This is a genomic window from Mesorhizobium sp. M1E.F.Ca.ET.063.01.1.1 (assembly GCF_003998155.1).
Classification (GTDB): Bacteria; Pseudomonadota; Alphaproteobacteria; order Rhizobiales; family Rhizobiaceae; genus Mesorhizobium.
In genome coordinates this window covers 1-4,194 of record NZ_RZSC01000540.1, presented here as the reverse complement: position 1 = coordinate 4,194, position 4,194 = coordinate 1, and the positions used below count along the sequence as shown (strand labels likewise).

Annotated in this window: 4 protein-coding genes; 3 read left to right on the top strand and 1 reads right to left on the bottom strand. The window is 66.2% G+C overall.

Annotated features, from left to right (window positions below):
* The first annotated feature begins 108 nt into the window (after window positions 1–108).
* From alr to EOA29_RS27445, 3 genes are all read left to right on the top strand, one after another.
* A complete protein-coding gene (gene alr, locus EOA29_RS27455; RefSeq protein ID WP_126091387.1) occupies window positions 109–1,251 on the top strand; it encodes an alanine racemase in 1,143 nt (380 codons plus the stop codon).
* Between the two features lie 11 nt (window positions 1,252–1,262).
* A complete protein-coding gene (locus tag EOA29_RS27450) occupies window positions 1,263–2,603 on the top strand; it encodes a D-amino acid dehydrogenase (protein WP_348628920.1) in 1,341 nt (446 codons plus the stop codon).
* A 188-nt stretch (window positions 2,604–2,791) separates the two neighbouring features.
* Window positions 2,792–3,328, top strand: coding sequence for a hypothetical protein (locus EOA29_RS27445; protein WP_245464848.1), 537 nt, complete (start codon window positions 2,792–2,794; stop codon window positions 3,326–3,328).
* Between the two features lie 59 nt (window positions 3,329–3,387).
* Here EOA29_RS27445 and EOA29_RS27440 read toward each other — a convergent pair.
* A partial coding sequence (locus EOA29_RS27440; RefSeq protein ID WP_145969825.1) for a LysR family transcriptional regulator occupies window positions 3,388–4,194 on the bottom strand: 807 nt, incomplete at its 5' end.

Here is a 4,194-nt window from a genome sequence, read left to right as displayed (position 1 = left end):
CTATACGGGGAGAAGTGCCCGGCAGGGCGATGAGGGGCAGCGCCGGCGTCGACAGCCACGCGCCTCCGCAACAAGTGCAACCCGTCTTTGTTTGACGCAATTGCCTCGATGAGCGACGCCAAAGTGCCTTTGCCGCAAACGCCCGCCACCGGTAGCTCGACGGTCAGCGAAGCGGCGGCCGGCGCGGTCCTGACCATCGATCTCGGCGCCATCCGCGAGAATTACCGGCGGCTCAAGGCGCGGCTGGCGGGCGTGCGCTGCGCTGGCGTGCTCAAAGCCGACGGCTATGGTCTCGGCGCCGCGCCAGTGGCATCGGCGCTGATCAAGGAAGGCTGCGACATCTTCTTCGTCGCGCTGCTCGGCGAGGGCATCGCGCTGCGTGAGGCGCTCGGGCCGGGACATGACATCTTTGTCCTCAACGGTCTGCCGCCGGGCTCGGAATCGGAAGCACTCGCGGCCGGACTTCATCCCGTCATCAACAGCGCAGCCCAACTGACGGCGTGGCGCGAAGTGGCGCGGGCCACTGAGCGAAGGCTGCCCGCCGCGATCCAGGTCGACAGCGGCATGTCGCGGCTCGGCATGCCGCCGGCTGAAGTCGAGGCGCTGGCGAAGGACGCCTTCGACGGCATCGACATCCGGCTCATCATGAGTCACCTCGCCTGCGCCGACGAGCCGCGCAATCCGGCGAACGAACAACAATGGCTGGCATTCGAACGACTACGGAAGGTGCTGCCCGAGGCCCCTGCCTCGCTCGCCAATTCGTCCGGCATCTTTCTCGGATCCTCCTACCACTTCGATCTCGCCCGTCCGGGCGCCGCGCTCTACGGCGTCAACCCGACGCCGGGCAAGCCCAACCCGATGCTGCCGGTGGTGCGGCTGCAAGCGAAGGTGGCGCAGACGCGCGGCGTCGAGGAAGGCGCCGGCGTCGGCTACGGCCACACCTACCATGCGAGCGGGCCGCTCAGGCTGGCGACGATCTCGCTCGGCTATGCCGATGGCTGGCACCGGCGAGCCGCTTCGGCCGCCTGGTTCGAGGGCGTGCGGCTGCCCTTCGTCGGCCGGGTATCGATGGATTCGATCATCCTCGACATCTCCGCGCTTCCGGCCGGCAGCCTCGGCGAGGGCGACCTCGTCGAGCTCGTCGGTCCGTCGCAAAGCGTCGATGATGTGGCCGGCCAAGCCGGCACCATCGGCTACGAGGTGCTGACCAGCCTGGGTGCGCGCTTTCACCGCCGCTATATCGGCGAATAACCGGCAACCCCTTGGCGGGCGCTGTAAAATCCGGCAGACAGGTTGAACGGCCGGACGCTGCTGCGTCACGATCGACTTTGAGGGAGCATAGAATGAAAGTCCTGGTGCTGGGCGGCGGCGTGATCGGGATCACCACCGCTTACTTCCTTGCCGAGGCCGGCCACGAAGTCACGGTGATCGACCGGCAGCAGGGGCCGGCGCTGGAGACCAGCTTCGCCAATGCCGGCGAAGTGTCGCCCGGCTACGCCTCGCCATGGGCCGGGCCCGGCATCCCGGTGAAAGCGGTCAAATGGTTGCTGATGAAATATGGCCCGCTTGTCGTGCGGCCGGCCTTCGATCCGCATATGTGGACGTGGCTCATCAAGATGCTGCGCAACTGCACGGCCGAGCGCTATGCGCTCAACAAATCGCGCATGGTGCCGGTCGCCGAATACAGCCGCGACACGCTGAAGGCGCTGCGGGCCGCGACGGGCATCACCTATGACGAGCGATCCAAGGGCACGCTGCAGCTCTTCCGCAAGCAGAAGCAGCTCGACGGTACGGGCGGCGATGTCGAGGTGCTGAAGAAATACGGCGTTCCCTACGAGGTCCTCGACCGGGACGGCTGCATCGCGGCCGAGCCGGGGCTGGCCGGCGTGCGCGAAAAGTTCGTCGGCGGTCTCAGGCTGCCGGGCGACGAGACCGGCGACTGCAAGATGTTCACCGAGAAGCTGGCCGAGCTCTGCGTGGCGCGCGGCGTCAGCTTCGAATACGGCACGACCATCCGGCGCGTCGTCAGGAACCGCAACCGAGTCGTCCAGGTCGGCACCGACAAGGGCTGGCGGACGGCGGAGGCCTATGTGATGGCGCTGGGCAGCTACTCGGCCCCTTTCATGCGCAAGATGAAGCGGCCGATCCCGGTCTATCCGGTCAAGGGTTATTCGATCACCGTGCCGATCACGGATGCCGAGGCGGCGCCGGTGTCGACCGTCATGGACGAGACCTACAAGGTGGCGATCACCAGGCTCGGCGACCGCATCCGCGTCGGCGGCACCGCGGAGATTTCTGGCTTCGACCTTCGCCTGCACGAATCGCGCCGCCGTACGCTCGAGCACTCGGTCGGCGACCTGTTTCCGGGCGGCGGCGACCTCAAGGCGGCGAGTTTCTGGTGCGGCTTGCGGCCGATGACGCCGGATGGGCCGCCTCTGGTCGGGCGCAGCGAATTGTCCAATCTCTATCTCAACACCGGCCACGGCACGCTGGGCTGGACCATGGCCTGCGGCTCCGCCAGGGTGCTTTCCGACATCATCTCCAACCGGGTGCCGGAGATCAACGCGCTCGACCTTAGCCCGGACCGGTATCTCAAGGCTTGAAGCGCGTCGCGTCGAAACGACTTCGAGCGTCGCTTGGAACGCCTGCCTGCCCCTCGCGTCGGAACGCGTTGCAGCCACACTCGCCGACTTTGTGGCGAGGGAATGGCGGGACGGCACGCCGGTTGCTATCGTTGGCCATGGTGGGGGTTGTGATGCGCTCATTTCTCTGGGTTGCGGCGACCGGATGCATGATCTGTACCTCGGCGGCGTTCGCGGCGGACAAGACGGTGCATGACAATGACTACGGTTTTTCGCTCACCTATCCCGAGGGATGGACGAGCCAAGCCCTGTCCGGCAACAGCATACGGCTTAAGGTCAAATCCGCGGAAGGCTTGACCTGCATGGTTTCGGAGAACCCCTACGATCCGTCCGCTCCGGACAGCCCGCGCGATCCCGAGGCGTTCATGGACAAGGACTGGTCGCTGAGCAACTGGCGGACAATGGTCGGTGCCGCCTTTGGTTCGGCCAGCTTCAGCAAGGACAGATTGGCGCGATTTCCCGACGGCTATCCTGTGCGGCTGGCCGACATGGATTTCTACTATGCCGACGACAATGTCAGCTTCCACGGTCATGGCAGCGTTGCGCTCTCGCTGCGTCGCGCGCATTTCGGCTTCGTCAGCTGCGGCGTCGCGGGCGACACTCCCGAAGAGGTAGAGCGGAAGTGGGCGCCGCTGGCGAGCGAAGCCGAAAAGGTGGTGAGCTCGTTCGTGCTCGACGCGGACTAACTGTTTGTTTTCACGCAATTCCGGACGGAAAACCGCCAAGCACTTTTCCTGGAATTGCTCTAGACGAAAAGCCCGCGCTCCCGTTCGACGGCCCTCGTGATGAAATTGGCGACGAGCTGGACGCGGCGCAGCGGTCTCACCGATTCGTGGTAGACCAGCCAGTAGGCGCGACGGATCGGCCTGACGATGTCGACCGGCACGAGCTCCGGCATCGAACGGGCCACAAAGGTGTGCAGGATGCCGATGCCGGCGCCGGAGCGCACGGCTTCCGCCTGGCCAAGTGCCGATGAGATGGCAAAGCTCGAGCGCCAGTCCGGGCTGAACTCGGCCGCATAGTCGAGCGAGGGGCTGACGATGAGGTCGGGCACATAGCCGATCAGCGTGTGCCGGCCGAGTTCGGCCGCCGTCTTCGGCAGGCCATTGGCTTGCGTATAGGCGCGGGAGGCGAACAAACCCAGCGTGTAGTCGACCAGCTTTCCCGCCACCAGCCGGCCCTCGGTCGGGCGCTCGACGGTGATGGCGATATCGGCTTCGCGCCTGGACAGCGAGAAGGAGCGCGGCACCGGCACAAGCTGGATGGTAAGTTCGCGGTGAAGCGCGGTGAGCTCGCCCAGGCGCTTGGCGAGGAAGGCGACACCAAAACCGTCGGGGGCGCCGATGCGCACCGTGCCGGAGACATCGTCGCCCTCGCCGGCAATCGTCGCGCGCGCGGCGATCATGTCGCCTTCCATGCGTTCGGCGATGTCGAGGAAACGCTCGCCGGCGGGCGTCAGCTCGCTGCCTGTGGTCAGGCGGCGGAAGAGTTTCGTGCGCAACGCCTCCTCCAGCGCCGCGATGCGGCGCGACACGGTGGCGTGGTTCAGCTC